Annotated in this window: 13 protein-coding genes; 5 read left to right on the top strand and 8 right to left on the bottom strand. The window is 68.2% G+C overall.

All coding sequences use genetic code 11. The features are described 5' to 3' along the window. Positions 1-2: 2 nt before the first annotated feature. The 6 genes from AB0P11_RS00515 to AB0P11_RS00490 form a co-directional block, all read right to left on the bottom strand. The gene (locus AB0P11_RS00515; protein ID WP_363518759.1) at positions 3-1,016 is read right to left on the bottom strand and encodes an aldo/keto reductase; all 1,014 of its coding nucleotides are present in this window, start codon (positions 1,014-1,016) and stop codon (positions 3-5) included. Further along, positions 1,013-2,161, bottom strand: coding sequence for a mandelate racemase/muconate lactonizing enzyme family protein (locus AB0P11_RS00510; RefSeq protein ID WP_363518756.1), 1,149 nt, complete (start codon positions 2,159-2,161; stop codon positions 1,013-1,015). The genes AB0P11_RS00515 and AB0P11_RS00510 overlap by 4 nt, the downstream gene beginning before the upstream one ends. Further along, positions 2,161-3,024 (bottom strand): carbohydrate ABC transporter permease, encoded by an 864-nt coding sequence (locus AB0P11_RS00505; protein WP_363518753.1) that lies wholly within the window; start codon positions 3,022-3,024, stop codon positions 2,161-2,163. The genes AB0P11_RS00510 and AB0P11_RS00505 overlap by 1 nt, the downstream gene beginning before the upstream one ends. Beyond that, positions 3,017-3,856, bottom strand: coding sequence for a sugar ABC transporter permease (locus tag AB0P11_RS00500; protein ID WP_363518750.1), 840 nt, complete (start codon positions 3,854-3,856; stop codon positions 3,017-3,019). The genes AB0P11_RS00505 and AB0P11_RS00500 overlap by 8 nt, the downstream gene beginning before the upstream one ends. Positions 3,857-3,992: 136 nt before the next feature. Further along, positions 3,993-5,249: a sugar ABC transporter substrate-binding protein gene (locus tag AB0P11_RS00495; RefSeq protein ID WP_233277270.1), complete on the bottom strand. Its 1,257-nt coding sequence runs from the start codon at positions 5,247-5,249 to the stop codon at positions 3,993-3,995. A gap of 80 nt (positions 5,250-5,329) precedes the next feature. Further along, complete coding sequence (locus tag AB0P11_RS00490) at positions 5,330-6,673, bottom strand: alpha-L-fucosidase (RefSeq protein WP_363518746.1); 1,344 nt, start codon at positions 6,671-6,673, stop codon at positions 5,330-5,332. Positions 6,674-6,759: 86 nt separating this feature from the next. Here AB0P11_RS00490 and AB0P11_RS00485 point away from each other — a divergent pair, with 86 nt between their 5' ends. From AB0P11_RS00485 to AB0P11_RS00475, 3 genes are read left to right on the top strand one after another with little or no spacing between them, the layout of a single operon-like run. After that, positions 6,760-8,088, top strand: a complete 1,329-nt coding sequence (locus AB0P11_RS00485; RefSeq protein ID WP_363518743.1) for an alpha-L-fucosidase — start codon at positions 6,760-6,762, stop codon at positions 8,086-8,088. Positions 8,089-8,103: 15 nt separating this feature from the next. Next, positions 8,104-8,430 carry an L-rhamnose mutarotase gene (locus tag AB0P11_RS00480; RefSeq protein ID WP_056275821.1) on the top strand — a complete coding sequence of 109 codons (327 nt, stop codon included), beginning with the start codon at positions 8,104-8,106 and terminating at the stop codon, positions 8,428-8,430. A 47-nt stretch (positions 8,431-8,477) separates the two neighbouring features. Beyond that, positions 8,478-9,977: a hypothetical protein gene (locus AB0P11_RS00475; protein ID WP_363518741.1), complete on the top strand. Its 1,500-nt coding sequence runs from the start codon at positions 8,478-8,480 to the stop codon at positions 9,975-9,977. A 20-nt stretch (positions 9,978-9,997) separates the two neighbouring features. Here AB0P11_RS00475 and AB0P11_RS00470 read toward each other — a convergent pair whose 3' ends face one another. Further along, a complete protein-coding gene (locus AB0P11_RS00470; protein ID WP_363518738.1) occupies positions 9,998-11,059 on the bottom strand; it encodes a LacI family DNA-binding transcriptional regulator in 1,062 nt (353 codons plus the stop codon). A gap of 59 nt (positions 11,060-11,118) precedes the next feature. Between AB0P11_RS00470 and AB0P11_RS00465 the strand changes: the two genes are divergently transcribed. Then, positions 11,119-12,369 carry an MFS transporter gene (locus AB0P11_RS00465; RefSeq protein ID WP_363518735.1) on the top strand — a complete coding sequence of 417 codons (1,251 nt, stop codon included), beginning with the start codon at positions 11,119-11,121 and terminating at the stop codon, positions 12,367-12,369. 1 nt (position 12,370) lies between these two features. Here the strand turns inward: AB0P11_RS00465 and AB0P11_RS00460 are convergent, their stop codons facing one another. Then, positions 12,371-12,664, bottom strand: coding sequence for a response regulator (locus AB0P11_RS00460; protein WP_363518733.1), 294 nt, complete (start codon positions 12,662-12,664; stop codon positions 12,371-12,373). Positions 12,665-12,811: 147 nt separating this feature from the next. Here AB0P11_RS00460 and nucS point away from each other — a divergent pair, with 147 nt between their 5' ends. Further along, positions 12,812-13,507, top strand: coding sequence for an endonuclease NucS (nucS, locus tag AB0P11_RS00455; RefSeq protein WP_363518730.1), 696 nt, complete (start codon positions 12,812-12,814; stop codon positions 13,505-13,507). The last annotated feature ends 321 nt before the right edge of the window (positions 13,508-13,828 follow it).

Genomic DNA, 13,828 nt, shown 5'->3' with positions numbered 1-13,828 from the left:
TCTCATCGTAGGGGGTGCCCTTCGTCGGCGATCAGACCGCGATCACGCAGATCGTCCCAGACCGCCTCGGCGACCGGGCGTGCGACGAGACGGCTGTTGCGCGCGACCTGCTCCGCGCTGGCACCGCCCATCACCACCGCGCCCACGGCGGGATGCGTCAGCGGATACTGTGCGGCCAGCTCGGGGAGTGTGGTGCCATGATGCCGGGCGACCCGGGCGATCGCCTGAGCCCGGGCGAGCACCGAGCGGTCCGCGGGGCCGTAGTCGAACGTGGCATCGTGAGCGGGAGCATCCGTCGCGAGGATTCCCGAGTTGAAGACGGCGGCGGCCAGCACCGTCACCGCACGCTCCCGGGCGATCGGGAGCAGGTCGTCGGCGGCCGACTGGTCGAGCAGCGTCCAGCGCCCGGCGACCATCATGACGTCGGCATCCGTCTCCTGCACGAACCGCGTGAGCATGCCGCTCTGGTTCATGCCGGCACCGAACGAGCGGATGACGCCCTGGTCCCGCAGCTCGCTCAGGGCGGGGAAGGCACCCTCGAGAGCCTCGCGCTCGTGCTCATCGGGATCGTGCACCAGAGCGATGTCGATGCGGTCGAGTCCGAGGCGCTCGAGCGACTGCTCGACCGAGCGCAGCACGCCGTCGCGGGAGTAGTCGCGCACGCGCCGATGATCCGCCGGCACGTCGAACAGGTTGTCGAGGTCCGAGCGGCCCGCGGCATCCTGCGGAACCAGCAGGCGTCCGACCTTGGTCGAGACGATGTACTCGTCACGCGGGAGCTCGCGCAGGCTCTCGCCGAGGCGTCGCTCGGCGAGGCCGAGACCGTAGTGCGGCGCGACATCGAAGTACCGCACGCCGCCCTCCCACGCGGCCGGCACGATCCGCGGCCACTCCCGGTCGTCCAGCGCCCGGTACAGATTGCCGAGCGCGGCAGCCCCATAGGCGACGGGCGGGGCGAGAAGCCCTCCGCGTCCGATCGCGACGGGCTTCGCTGCGGTGGAGACAGGCGCACTCATGACACGATCAGCCGGCCCAGGGCGTCATCGTTCCAGGGGATGCCGAGGCCCGCCTGCGTCGGCGCCCACCCGCGACCGTTCTCGATGCGGATCTCGCCCGTCGTGACCGCTCGCAGCTGCGGGATGTGCTCGAGGTACAGCGCGTTGGGGATCGCGCAGACGAGGGAGACGTGGAGCTCCATGAGGAAGTGCGGCGCGACGGGGGCGTTGAAGGACTCGGCCAGATGCGCGATCTTGAGCCACGGAGTGATCCCGCCGACCCGGGCGACGTCGGCCTGCACGATCGACGCGCCGCCACGCTGCAGGTGCTCGCGGAAGTGACCGAGCGAGTACATGCTCTCGCCGACCGCGATCGGCACCGACGTCGAGCGCGCCAGAAGACGATGCCCCTCGACGTCCTCCGCAGGCAGGGGCTCTTCGAACCAGAAGACGTCGACCTGCTCGAACAGCCGGGCTCGACGCACGGCTTCGGCGACCGTGAACGACTGGTTCGCGTCGACCATGATGTCCATGCCGGGTCCGACCGCGTCGCGCACGGCACGCAGTCGCTCGAGGTCCTGGTGCCCTCGCGGCATGCCGACCTTGATCTTCACGCCGCCCATGCCGCGCTCTTTGGCGGCGACCGCATGGGCGACGAGCTCGTCGGTGCGGAAGTGCAGCCATCCGCCCTCCGTGTCGTACACGGGCACGGAGGGCGACGCACCTCCGGCGGCGACCCAGAGCGGGAGTCCGGCGCGACGGGTCTTCGCATCCCAGACCGCGGTGTCGACCGCGGCGAGCGCGAGCGCCGTGATCGGCCCGACCGTGGTGGCGCGAGTGATGCTGAAGAGTGCGAGCCACAGCGCTTCGGGACGCTCGGCCTCGAGCCCGATCAGAGCGGGCAGCAGCGTCTCGCGCAGCATGCTGAGCACCGCCCCGCCGCCGGTGCCGATCGTGTAGCTGTAGCCGATGCCCTCGGTGCCGTCGGCGGTGCGCAGCCGCACGAAGATGGTCTCCTGCTTGACGAACGTCTGCAGGGCATCCGTGCGCTCGGTCTCGACGGGCAGGTCGCACAGCTGCGCCTCCGCGTGCACGATGCGGCTGCCGGCCGTCGCGTCCGCGACGGCCTCCCGCACGGGCTTCGTGGTGTGGTGTGTCGTGGTCATCAGCGTCCTCCGAGTCCGCCCAGGGTGACCCCCTTGATGAGCTGCCGTTGCAGCAGCAGCACGAGGATCAACGAGGGGATGACGGCCAGTGTCGATGCGGCCATGAGCAGCGACCACTGCGTGCCGAACTGACCGGTGAACATGCCGAGCCCGAGGGGCACGGTGGCCATGTCCTGCGTGTTGATGATGATCAGCGGCCACAGGTACGAGTTCCAGTAGCCGATGAACGAGAACACCGCGAGCACGCTGAGGGGGGCGACCAGCTGCGGCAGCAGCACCGACCACAGGGTGCGCAGTCGCGAGGCGCCGTCGATCAGTGCCGCCTCCTCGTACTCCATCGGGATGGTGAGGAAGAACTGCCGCATCAGGAAGGTGCCGAACGCGGTGAAGGCGAACGGGATGATGAGGGCCGCGTAGCTGTCGTTCCATCCCCAGCTGTTGATGATGATGAAGAGCGGGACGACGAGCACCTCCTGGGGCAGCACGAGAGTGAGCACGAACAGCAGGAAGAGCTTGTCGCGGTACTTGAACCGCAGTCGAGAGAAGGCGTATGCCGAGAGCACGGCGACGACCACCGAGAGGGCGGCGCCGAGGATCGCGACGAACAGGCCGTTGAGGATGAAGCGTCCGAACGGCACGACGGTCCACGCCTCGACGAAGTTCGCCCAGCGGATCTCCGATCCGAAGATCTGCGGGGTGGCGGTGAAGACCTCGTTCTCGGGCTTGAGCGCCGTGAGGAACATCCAGATGAAGGGGAAAGCGAAGATCAGCGCGACCACGGCGATGGCCGCGGTGTTGAGCCACTCCTTGAGCGACTCACGGCGCTGACGCGCACGACGGGGCAGGCTCACGACGTCACTCATAGTTCACCCACCTGCGCTGGCCGACGAACTGCAGGGCCGTGATGAGCATCACGACGAGGAAGAGGATCCACGCGAGAGCGGATGCATAGCCGAGCCGATCGAAGACGAATCCGTTGCGGTACAGGTACAGCACGAAGGTGTTGGTGCTCTCTCCCGGCCCTCCCTGCGTGAGGAAGAGCGGCTGCACGAACACCTGGAACGCGCCGATCATCGTCATCGTGGAGCAGAAGAACAGCGACGGCGAGAGCAACGGGAGGATGATGAAGCGCAGTCGCTGCCACGCCGAGGTGCCGTCGATGCGAGAGGCCTCGAGCAGTTCCTTCGGGATGGCGCTGAGTCCGGCCGACAGGACGATCACGTTGTAGCCGAACGACTGCCATACCGACATCGCGATGACCGAGGGCAGCGCCCACGCCGAGTCCGACAGCCAGTTCGGTCCGTCGACGCCGACGGTCGCGAGCATCGAGTTGACGAGACCGTCCTGCGAGAGCAGGAGTCGCCACACCAGCGCGTTGGCCACCATGGGCGTGATCACGGGCAGGAAGAAGATGACCCGCCACGCCCCGGCCGCCTTCATGCGCGTGCTGAGCCACAGCGAGATGGTGAGGGCGACGACCAGATTCAGCGCCGTGTACACGATCGCGAAGATCAGGGTGTTGCCGAGCACCGTGTAGAACGTCGGGTCGCGGAACAGCTTGACGTAGTTCTCGAAGCCGATGAAGTCGGGGCTGCCGAACAGCTTCCAGTCGAACAGGCTGATGAAGGCCGACCCGAACAGCGGAGTGAGGATGAAGAGGACGAACCCGATCATCCCGGGTGCGAGGAAGGCCACCGCTACCCAGGCTTGGCCGCGCCGTCGCGGGGGGCGGGGAACCCGCGGGGCGGGAGCGCCGAAGGGCACTCCCGCCGCGCCGGGCACGGGAGAGGAGGCCGTGGCCTCTCTCCGCTCGCTCATGATCGCCATCCGCTCAGCCCGCGACCGAGTTCTGGATGGTCTCCATGATCTCCTCCGCCGTCAGCTCACCCCGGTAGCCCTGCACTCCGTACTGGGTCATCAGGGTCTCGACCTGGTTCCAGGTCGGGGTGGTGCGCTGCGGGGTCGCATCGGCCAGCAGAGCCTCGACGACCTCGGCGGCACCCTCGGTCTTGCCCTCAGCCCAGGCCGGAAGCGCCTCGATGCGCGCCGGAACGATGCCGCGCGCCTCGGCCTGCTTCTCCTGCACGGACACCGAGGTCAGTGCCTCGATCGCCGCGAACGCCTCGTCCGGGCGGTCGCAGTTGGCCGCGATGCCGAAGCCCGAACCCGCCGTCATCGCGGCGGCCTCGCCGCTGGTCGACGGGACGATCGTGACGCCGAGCGTGAAGTCGGCGGCGTCGGCGAAGCTGCCGTACATCCACGGACCTTCGATCAGCATCGGCACCTCGCCCGAGGTGAAGGCCTGCTGCGAGACCTCCGAGCCGTCCGCCGCTTCGGGTGCCTTGGCGACCTGCTCGACCGACACCAGGTCGAAGAAGCTCTGGATCTGGTCGACGAAGTCGGGGTTCGTGAGGTCGAGCTCGCCGTCCTCGGTCACGGCCGGAACGCCGTCGGCGAGCGACCAGGCGTTCGGGATGAAGATGCCGGGTGCGAGCGCGAGGCCCTTCTTGTCGCCGTCGGTCAGCGCCTTCGCATCCGCGATGAACTGATCGCGCGTGTACTCGGTGCCGGGCAGTTCGAGACCCGCGGCCTCGAACGCCTCGACGTTGTAGAACAGGACGATCGGCTCGGCGTCGTAGGGGATCGCCCTGATCGTGCCGTCGACCGTCATGCCGCTGAGCATGGATGCGTCGATGTTCTCGATGTCGAAGTCGGACTTCTCGATCAGGTCGTCGAGCGGCATCAGCAGGTCGCCGAGCTCCTGCGCGCGGGCCGCCTGCGTGGTCAGCAGGCAGGGCGGGTTCGAGCCGCTGAGGCGGGTCTTCACCTTGGTCCAGTAGTCCGAGAAGCTGGGCCCCTCGACGGTGATGTCGAGGTCGGGATCTTCGGCCTGGGCGCCGTCGATGAAGTCAGCCCACTGCGCCTGATCGCCCTCGCTGGCGGCCCACGTGTAGAGCACGAGAGGGCCGCCGGCGTCGCCGCCTCCTCCTCCCGAGCCGCTGGCACAGCCGGCGAGGGTGAGAGCGGTGAGGCCCGCGACGCCTGTCAGGATGAGACGCTTCGCGCGTCGGGATGAGAGTGCATTCATTCTGTCTGCCTCCTTCATTGGATGCTGATTCGATGCGATGGGTGAGGGGGTGCTGCTCGGGGGTTCGGGTCGTGCTCGGGTCACTCGGAGAAGTCGATGGCGACGACGTCGATCAGGGCGCCGCTCGGTGCAGGGGCGACGATGCGCAGCTCGCCCAGGTCGTCGCCGGCGATCGAGGCCTCGTGCACCTCGAAGCTCGCGTCATGCTGCAGCTCGAGATCGTCGGCCAGGCGGTGCACCCGGGTGATGCGACGCACGGGCAGGCCCCGCACGATGATCTCGTCCACCGGCACCGCGGTCAGATGCAGGTAGAGGCGTCCGGCGCGCGCGGTCGTCGGCCCGTGGAAGTCGATGCCGACGGTGGGCTCGACACCGATCACGGACTCGGCGTGCGCATGCATCCATCCCGCGAACTCGCCCAGCCTCTCCTGTTCGACCGCCGGCAGCGCACCGTCGGGACCGGGCCCCACGTTGAGCAGCAGATTGCCGCCGCGGGCGACGACGTCGATGAGGGTGACGAGCAGCGACCGCGCGGACTTCTCGTTGTCCGGCCCCGTGCGCCATGCCCAGTGATCGCCGATCGTGAGGCACAGCTCCCACGGACCGGTCGGCGGGGTGAGCGGGAAGCCCTGCTCGGGGGTGCGGTAGTCGCCCTGGCCGGGCAGGCGATCGTTGATGACGACATCGGGCTGCAGCTCCTTGATCAGGCGGCGCAGTGCCGGAGCCGTCCACTCGACGGCGGAGCGCTCCCAGTCGCCGTCGAACCAGAGCAGATCGATCTGCCCGTAGTTCGTGAGGAGCTCGGTCAGCTGCGCCCGCACGTAGTCGAGGTAGCGCGACCACTCCTCCGGACTCGACCGCCGGTGGCGATCGGTCGCGTCGGGGGTGTCGGCGAACTCGGCGAGGCCCGCGGCGGGCCAGTGCTCGAGCTTGTACGGCCGGTCCTCATCGCGGAATGCCGGATAGTCGGGGTGGTTCCAGTCGGGGAGGCTGTAGTAGATGCCGACCTTCAGGCCTTCGGCGCGCACGGCGTCGACGAACTCACGGGTGATGTCGCGACCGAAGGGGCCGTGCTGCACGCCGAAGTCGGACTCCTCGGTGAAGAACATGTTGTATCCGGCATGGTGACGTGCCGTGAAGACGAGGTAGGTGGCTCCCGCTTCGCGGGCACGACGCGCGAGATCTGCGGCATCCCAGTTCACGGGGTCGAACGTCGGAGCCGTCGCCTGGTACTCGGCCACGGTCACGGCGTCTTCCACGGCATCCTCACCCGGGATGATCGATCGTCCGACGAGGGGCCAGGAGATCTCGATGCCCTGCTGCGATGCCTGGTCCCAGTGCACGAAGAGGCCGAAGCCTGCGCCGCTGAACCACTCCCCGCCGGGGATGCGCTCTGTGGGGCGTCGGAAGCCTGCGTCTGTCATCGAACCTCTCCTTTGAGTTCAAGATTTCCTATAGGATACGTGATAGACGAAACCGTTCACAAGGGTGTGATGAAAGGTGCCTACCGATGGCGATGTTCGAAACCGATCCTGTTCGTCCCGAGGCCTACCGCGAGTTCGAGCGACCGCTTCCCGAGTGGTTCCGCGGCGCCGCACTGGGGATCTTCGTGCACTGGGGGCCGTACTCGGTTCCCGCCTGGGCAGAGCCCACCGGTGAGCTCGGCGCCGTGCCACGGGACGAGTGGTACGCCCACAATCCCTATGCCGAGTGGTACGCCAACACCATGCGCATCGAGGGCTCGCCGACCCACCGGCATCACGAGGAGGTCTACGGCGGGGCTCCTTATGACGACTTCCTCGATGCCTGGAAGGCCGAGGAGTTCGACGCCGACGAGGTGCTCGCCGTGGTCGCGGCGACGGGCGCGCGGTACTTCATCCCCACGACCAAGCACCACGACGGCGTCACACTCTGGGACGCACCGGGAACGGATGGGCGCAACACCGTCGCCCGTGGCCCTGGCCAGGACCTCATCGGAGCCTTCGCCGACGCGACGCGCGCGGCCGGCCTCCGCTTCGGCGTGTATTACTCGGGCGGTCTCGACTGGCACTTCTCCGACCTGCCGCCCATCGACCATGACGGCGCCCCCGCCCCCGATGACCTCGCCTACGCGGAATATGCGCACGACCACGTCATCGACCTGATCGACCGCTACCGTCCCGACATCCTCTGGGGCGACATCCGGTGGCCGGCTGCGGGAATCGAGCCGGGGCCGAAGAGCATCGCCCACGCCTTCCAGACGTTCTACGCACAGGTTCCCGAGGGCGTCGTCAACGATCGCTGGGGCGAGTCCCACTGGGACTTCCGCACCAGCGAGTACGTGCACGGCACCGCAGTCGAGGTCGGCGAGGCGTGGGAGAACACCCGGGGGATCGGACTCTCGTTCGGCCACAACCGCAGGGAGACGAGCGAGCACCTGCTGTCGGCGCACGAGGCCGTGCTTCTGCTCGTCGACGTGGTCTCACGCGGCGGCAACCTGCTGCTCAACATCGGCCTCGAGGCGTCCGGCCGCATCCCCGATCTGCAACGAGAGACCCTCGAGGGCATCGGCCACTGGAACAGGCAGTACGGGCACGCCGTGTTCGGTGCGCGACCGGAAGAGCGGATGCCGGCGTCCGACGACCCCTGGCTGCGCTGGACACGCACGGATGACGCGGTGCACGCGGTCGTCGACCGGAACGGACACGTCGAGCTCCCCGATCCGCACGGCCTGCTCGACGAGAGCAGCGCACGGATCGGCGAGCATCCGGTGACCGCAGAACGCGTCGATGGTGCCATCCTGGTCGAGGTGGCGGACGCGACGACCCCGGTCGCGATCTCGTTCCAGCCCAGGGACTGACGGAAGGACCCTCTCATGCGCATCGCTCTGCACTCCGAGATCCGCGACGGCGCGGTCGACGACTACCGCACGAACCACGCCCGCATCCCGGATGCTCTCGCCGAGACCTTCGCGCGCATCGGCATCCACGACTGGACGATCTGGAGGTCGGGCCGGCGCCTGTTCCACCTGGTCGAGTGCGATGACTGGGATGCCGCGGTCGCCGCGCTCGAGGACGATCCGGCCGACCACGCCTGGCAGGCCGACATCGGTCGCTTCGTCGAGCTCTTCCGCGACGAAGACGGCGCCGAGGGCACCGCTCCCCTGGAGCAGGTCTGGGATCTGAGGTCGCAGGTCTCCTGACCGCCCCGCTGCCCGGGTCTGCCGCGGGCTCGTGGCAGAGTAGCCCCGTGACTCGGACGTGGGTGCGCGAGCTGGCCGGCTGGATGTGCGCTGCCGCCGTGTCGATCGTCACCGCATCCGTGGTCGCGTCGTCAGCCCGGTCCGACCTGCTCTTCCGAGACGGCGATTCGCTGGTCGTCGCGATGCTCGCGCGGTCGCTGCTGTCGGGAGAATCGCTCGACTGGGCGATGTCGAGCGTGCTGTTCCTGCCCGAGACCGCGGCGTTCACCGCGATCGACGCCGCCGTGCCTGCGACGGTGAACGGCCTCTTCGCGATCAGCGCGGTCGTCAATCTCCTCGCCCTCTATGGAGCCATCCGGCTCGTCGCCGGCCGCGGCCGCGCGGGCTCTGCGCCCGTCACCTGGTCCGTCGTCGCGCTCGGGGTGTTCGGCATGCTCGCGATGACCGATGTCTCGGCGTCGCGAGAGGCGCTCGACCTCGCATCCTTGCAGCTGACGACCACCTACTACTCGGCGACCGTGATCGGCGTCGTCATCACGGTCGGCATCGTGCGGCGCGTGATCGACGACGGCCGCCTCAGAGCCTCGCCGTCGATCGCTCTCGGTGCCGTCGCGCTCGTATCGGCGCTCTCGAACCCGCTGTACGCGGTGTGGGCGACCCTCCCCCTCGCGATCATCCTGGGCATCGCCGCCGTGTCTCCGTCGCGGCGTGCGCAGATCCTCGCCCTCATCGCGGTGCTGCTCGCCGGCACCACCGCGGGCTTCCTGGCTCGTATTCCGTTCGCGGCATGGATCGCGAACACCGGCGTCGGCTACGCGCAGCCCGACCACTGGCACGAGTCGGTCGGCTATTACGCACGGCTCATCGCCGAACGCGGTCAGAGCCTCCCCGGGCTGATCGGGCTGCTGGTCACCGTCGCCCTCATCGTCTTCGCCGTCGTGAGAACGGCGCAACAGGGCGACCCGGGAACCCGTCTCGTCGCCGCGATGGCCTGGGCGGCACCGATCGTCGTCGTCGTCGGGGCGATCGCGCTGGGCACGCATGCCGCGCGCTACCTGCAGCCTCTCGTCTTCGCTCCGGTGCTCGTGCTCGTCGCGTCACCTCGCGCGATTCGCCTCCCCGCCCGCCTGCGTCGTTCGACAGCTGCCATCGTCGGCGTGGTGCTTCTCGTCGTCGGCGGCCTCAGCATCCCGCGCCTGACGGACGCGACCACCCGGCCGGACCCTGATCTCGCGTGCGTGACGGACTGGGTCGACGCCTCCGGTCGCACGGGCGCCGGACAGTTCTGGACCGTTCGTCTGCCCGCACTGCATGTCGCAGACCCCTCGCGCCTCGTCCAGGTCGATCACCAGCTCAACGGCTACGCGTGGCTGGTCAACCGCACGGACTTCGCAGTCGGCGAGGTGTCGTTCCTCGTCGAGGATTCGCAGACCGTGCCGTGGGATCTTCCGCAGGCGGTGCAGCCTGAGCGTGTGGTCGAGTGCGGCCGGTACTCGATCCTGGACTTCGGCAGTCAGACCCTGCCCCTGGGGCCGCAGCGCAGTTGAGCGAGACCGCAGCGACCCGGTCAGCGGGTTGGTGCCGCGGTGGTCGTTCCCTCGCGGAACCGGCACGTGAGGTGCAGGGTCTGGCCGGCTTCTCCCCGGAGCATCCGCGCGACCTGCTCACCTGCGGCGCGCCCCTTCTCGACCGCCGGCTGCACGCTGGTCGTGAGCACGAGGTCGCCTAGCCCATCGGCGGCGATCCCGTCGAAACCCGCGACCGACAGGTCTTCGGGCACGCGCAGTCCCAGCTCCTCCGCGGCGCGGATGATGCCGACGGCGATCAGATCGCTCTGAGCGAGGATCGCCGTGGGCCGCGTCTCGGCATCCGCCAGCAGATGCCGTCCGGCGAGGAGCCCCTCGTCGATGAAGCTGCCTCCGGCCGAGATCGCGGGCGCGTCGGGAAAGATCTCGCGCATGCCGGTGAGGCGATCGATGGTCACATCCACCGTCGCCGCGTCGATTCGCTCCTGAGTGACCGGTCCCCGCTCGCGACGGGTGTCGAGCGGCAGCGTGACGAGTGCGACGTCGCGGTGTCCGAGGTCGCGCAGGTGACGTGCGACGTCTGCGGCCGCCGCAGAGTTGTCGAGCAGGATCTTCGGGATGCCCTCCCCCGCGTCACCCTCGATCACGACGACCGGCAGGCCTCGGCTGCGCACGATGTCGAGCGACGCCTTGGCGCGCCCCGAGCACCCGATCAGCACGACCGCATCGACGGGTGCGTTCGAGAGCGACGACTCGTCGTCGCCCGGCTCGTCGCGCATCAGCAGTATGCCGGCACTGAGCTCGGCCATCCCATCGGTCAGGCCGTCCATCATGGCGGTGGTCACCGGGTCGAGGAACGCCGCACGCAGGTGCCCCTCGAGCACGACCGCGACGATGCCGCTGCGTCCTCGACGCAGCGATGCGGCGCGCGGGTCGGGACCGGCATACCCGAGGGCCGCCGCTGCGGCGAGCACCCGCTCGCGCGTGGCCGGCGCGACGTTGGCCTTGCCGCTGAAGACGACGGATGCCGTCGACGTGGCAACTCCCGCCTCGCGTGCGACGTCGGCAATCGTCGCTCGGCGCGGGCTGTCGTGGCTCGTCATACTTCGAGGATAGCTCCCCGGCTTCCCGATCATCGAATCGATTCGATATGCTGATCCGCATGGACACGGCTCTCTCCCGATCGCAGTACGTGCGCTGGCGCACCGCGATCTTCGCGATCTTCCTCGCCAGCGGTCTCTCGATCGCGACCTGGGCGTCCCGTGTCCCCGACATCAAGCTCGCCCTCGAGGTCGACAAGGCTCAGGTGGGCATGCTGCTGCTCGGCGCGGGCATCGCCTCGATTATCGGCATCTCGACCAGCCCGGCGATCATGGCACGCACCGGCGCGCGCCTCGGCATGATGGTGTCGATCTTCACCTTCGCCTCGGGCGTGGCCCTCATCGGCATCGGCGCCAACGTCCTCGGCTCGTACTCCGTGGTGCTGATCGGTCTCGTGCTGTTCGGACTCGGCAACGGCTGCGTCGACGTCATGATGAACGTCGAGGCCACCGCGATCGAGCAGCACTCGGGCAAGACGATCCTGCCCCTCTTCCACGCCTTCTTCAGCTTCGGCACCGTGATCGGCGCCGGGCTCGGGGCGCTTGCCGCACAGCTGCACATCGACGTCTTCACCCATACGCTCGTGATCGCCGTCGCGATCGCCGCCATCGGCATCGCCAGCATCGCGAACGTGCCGCGACGCGAAGAGGCACTCGACCCCGCGGCCAACGACGCAGAGAAGCCTCACTGGCGGGAGCGGATGCACGTCGCGATGTCCGCCTGGCGCGAGCCGCGCACCTACGCGATCGGCGTCGTCATGCTCGGCATGTCGTTCGCAGAGGGCGGCGCCAACGACTGGCTCGCCCTCGGCGTCGCCGAAGACCACGGAGGCGGCACCGCACTGGGCGCCGCCGCGCTCGCGACGTTCTCGGTCGCGATGACCGTCGTCCGCGTCTTCGGAGGCCCACTGGTCGACAGGTTCGGCCGCGTCGCCGTGCTGCGCATCCTCGCGGTTGCCGCCGCATCCGGCATCCTGATCTTCATCCTCGCCCCCAGCCTTCCTCTCGTCTTCGTGGGCGCAGCACTGTGGGGCGTGGGCGCTTCTCTCGGCTTCCCGCTCGGTATGTCCGCCGCCGCAGACGACCCCGCCAAGGCGGCCGCGCGAGTGAGCGCAGCCGCGACGATCGGCTACATCTCGTTCCTGGGCGGCCCGCCCGTGCTCGGCTTCATCAGCGAGCACATCGGACTGCTCAACACGCTCTACATCCTCGTCGGCCTGGTCGTGTTGTCCGGCCTGTTCTCGGGTGCCGCGCGCCCGCTCCGCAAGGACGAGATGTCGACGCCGCCGGTCACCGCGAAGTCAGCCTCGTAGATCAGCGGGCGACAAGCGGACGCGGCGCCGGGCCTTCGAGTCGGGCGATGGCGATCTTCACCTCTCCGAGCTCGACGGCCACCTTCTCGAACCGCGCGTCCATACGCTGCTCGAACTTCTCGAACCTCGCATCCATGCGCTGCTCGACCTTCTCGAACCGCGCATCCATACGCTGCTCGAACATCTCGAACCGCGCATCCGTGCGCGTGATCATCCATCCGAAGCCTGCGGCAAGCCCCAGCAGCGTGGTCGCGACGGTCACGATCATGGTCACGAGCTCTATCGACACCGTCATCTCCTCATCCTTGACCTGTCCGCCCAGAATGTCAGGATCCAGTCCGATGGAATCGACGACGGGAGTCGATCCGCCGCAGATGTGGAAACTTCGGCGCTGATGCTGACATCAGCAGAACGAGTCGACCCGACGAAGTAGGCTCGACGGGTGCGTCTCGTCATCGCCCGCTGCTCCGTGGATTACACGGGCCGCCTCAATGCCCACCTCCCGCTCGCCACGCGTCTGCTCGTGCACAAGGGAGACGGGAGTCTGCTCGTGCACTCCGACGGCGGCAGCTACAAGCCGCTGAACTGGATGAGCCCGCCGTGCTCCCTCGCGGCCGAGGAACCCGGCGAGGAGGAGTCCATCGCCGGTGTCACCGAAGTATGGCGAGTGACGCACAAGAAGACCGGCGACGCGCTCCGCGTGCAGATCTACGAGATCCTGCACGACACCAACCACGACCTCGGCGTCGACCCCGGTCTGCAGAAGGACGGCGTTGAAGCCGATCTGCAGCGCCTGCTCGCCGAGCAGGTCGAGCGCATCTCCGACGGCGCGACCCTGGTGCGCCGCGAGTACCCGACCGCGATCGGTCCCGTCGACCTGCTCGTGAGGGATGCCGCCGGCGCGGCGATCGCTGTCGAGATCAAGCGCAAGGCCAATATTGACGCTGTAGAGCAGCTCACCCGATACCTCGAGCTCCTGAACCGTGACAGCCACATCGCGCCCGTACGGGGCATACTCGCAGCTCAGAGCATCGCACCCCAGGCACGGACCCTCGCGAACGATCGAGGAATCGAAGTACTGCTCCTGGACTATGAAGCGATGAAGGGTGTCGAGAGCGGCATTCCTACGCTGTTCTGACCTTCTGTTCGATTTCAAACAACGGACCTCAGAGCGCTGAATCCCAGACATCAGGGTCGATGACGATACCGCGTCTCTCCACCCACCACCGCGTCAGGCGCAGACTCGACCTCACCGCATCGAACTGTGCGGATACGAACGACGGTGATTCCAAAACGCCAATGTAGTAGTCCAGCAGTAACGCGCCCTCGGCTTCCAAACGCTCAAGGGTGCTAACGCTGACTCCCCAGTGGGCCGCAAGCATCTTTCGCCGGTCAATCACGCTGTCTTGCGACCAAAGGTCTTCAGGGGCGAAGAAGGCCCCTGCCGACGCAGAGCGAC

Source organism: Microbacterium sp. NPDC079176, from assembly GCF_040686675.1.
Lineage (GTDB): Bacteria > Actinomycetota > Actinomycetes > Actinomycetales > Microbacteriaceae > Microbacterium.
The sequence above is the reverse complement of the archived record's forward strand: the minus strand, read 5'-3'. Positions and strand labels throughout refer to the sequence as shown.

Coding starts and splice junctions, on each gene's coding strand:
- AB0P11_RS00465 (WP_363518735.1), top strand. CDS start 11,119: ATGGACACGGCTCTCTCCCGATCGCAGTACGTGCGCTGGCGCACCGCG.
- AB0P11_RS00510 (WP_363518756.1), bottom strand. CDS start 2,161: ATGACCACGACACACCACACCACGAAGCCCGTGCGGGAGGCCGTCGCG.
- AB0P11_RS00480 (WP_056275821.1), top strand. CDS start 8,104: ATGCGCATCGCTCTGCACTCCGAGATCCGCGACGGCGCGGTCGACGAC.
- AB0P11_RS00505 (WP_363518753.1), bottom strand. CDS start 3,024: ATGAGTGACGTCGTGAGCCTGCCCCGTCGTGCGCGTCAGCGCCGTGAG.
- AB0P11_RS00485 (WP_363518743.1), top strand. CDS start 6,760: ATGGCGATGTTCGAAACCGATCCTGTTCGTCCCGAGGCCTACCGCGAG.
- AB0P11_RS00495 (WP_233277270.1), bottom strand. CDS start 5,249: ATGAATGCACTCTCATCCCGACGCGCGAAGCGTCTCATCCTGACAGGC.
- AB0P11_RS00460 (WP_363518733.1), bottom strand. CDS start 12,664: ATGACGGTGTCGATAGAGCTCGTGACCATGATCGTGACCGTCGCGACC.
- AB0P11_RS00470 (WP_363518738.1), bottom strand. CDS start 11,059: ATGACGAGCCACGACAGCCCGCGCCGAGCGACGATTGCCGACGTCGCA.
- AB0P11_RS00515 (WP_363518759.1), bottom strand. CDS start 1,016: ATGAGTGCGCCTGTCTCCACCGCAGCGAAGCCCGTCGCGATCGGACGC.
- AB0P11_RS00490 (WP_363518746.1), bottom strand. CDS start 6,673: ATGACAGACGCAGGCTTCCGACGCCCCACAGAGCGCATCCCCGGCGGG.